Annotated in this window: 1 protein-coding gene; it reads left to right on the top strand. The window is 61.1% G+C overall.

Features of this window, described 5'->3' with window-relative positions:
• Positions 1-1,134: AMP-binding protein (locus AZ66_RS29255; RefSeq protein ID WP_044358169.1), on the top strand; the 1,134-nt coding region annotated here is incomplete at both ends.

Here is a 1,134-nt window from a genome sequence, read left to right as displayed (position 1 = left end):
TTCCACGCCGAATGTGGCGGTAGAGAACCTGGATCTGCTGACGGTGGAAGAGCGGGAAGAACTGCTGGTGACATTCAACGATACGGCGGTGGAGCTGCCGGTGGAAGCAACCGTGCATGCGCTGTTCGAACAGCAGGCTGCACGTACGCCGGATCAACCGGCGCTTGTAAGCGGAGAGGCGGTATGGACGTACGGCGATCTGGAGGCGCGAGCCAACCGCATCGCCGGCTGGCTGCGTGCGCATGGGGTGAGAAGCGAAGACCGTGTCGGTGTGCTGCTCAGCCGTTCGCCGCAATTGATCGCAGCTCTGCTGGGCGTGCTGAAAGCCGGCGCAGCCTATGTGCCGCTGGATCCGGCGCAGCCAGCAGCACGTATCGAGGGGATGATCCAGGATGCCGGTATCCAAATCCTGCTGAGCGAAGGGACACAGGCAGAAACGGTGGTGGACTGGGAGGAAACACCGCTGCGGCATGTCCTATGCTTGGATGAGGAACGCTCCGCCAATTCGGAAATAGCCGCTGCGGCTGTCGAAGGGAAGAAGGAACATTTGGCCGCCACGGCTGCCGAAGGGCAGAAGAACTGCTCCGCCATGGTGAGGTTCGCCTCGGCGGAAGAATTGGAAACCTATTCGCCGGACTCCACGAGATCAACGGACTTACAGTCGGATGTACCGACAACGTCGATGAACAGCGCGTATGTGATCTACACATCAGGCACCACCGGCAAGCCGAAAGGCGTGGTGGTGGAGCACCGGAACGTCGTGAACTTTATCGCGGGGATGGTGCGCTCGCTGCCGTTTGTACCGTCTGCGTCGATCCTCTCGGTCACAACGGTGTCCTTTGACATCTTCGTGACCGAGAGCTGGGTACCGCTTAGCTGCGGGATGCAGATCGTTCTTGCCAGCGAAGCGGAGCTTCAGTACCCTGCACTGCTGGGCGATCTGCTGGCGGAGCATCCGGTAGAACTGATGCAGACGACGCCTTCGAGGTTGTCGATGATGCTGGCGCAGGAGTACAGCGCAGCGCAGCTGCGCCGTATACCAGCCCTGCTGATCGGCGGCGAGCCGCTGCCCGCGGCGCTGCTGAAGCAGCTTCGGGCGCAAACGAATGCGTCGCTGTACAATATGTACGGTCC

The sequence above is a fragment of the Paenibacillus sp. E194 genome (assembly GCF_000935845.1).
Classification (GTDB): Bacteria; Bacillota; Bacilli; order Paenibacillales; family Paenibacillaceae; genus Paenibacillus_B; species Paenibacillus_B alvei_B.
The sequence above is the reverse complement of the archived record's forward strand: the minus strand, read 5'-3'. Positions and strand labels throughout refer to the sequence as shown.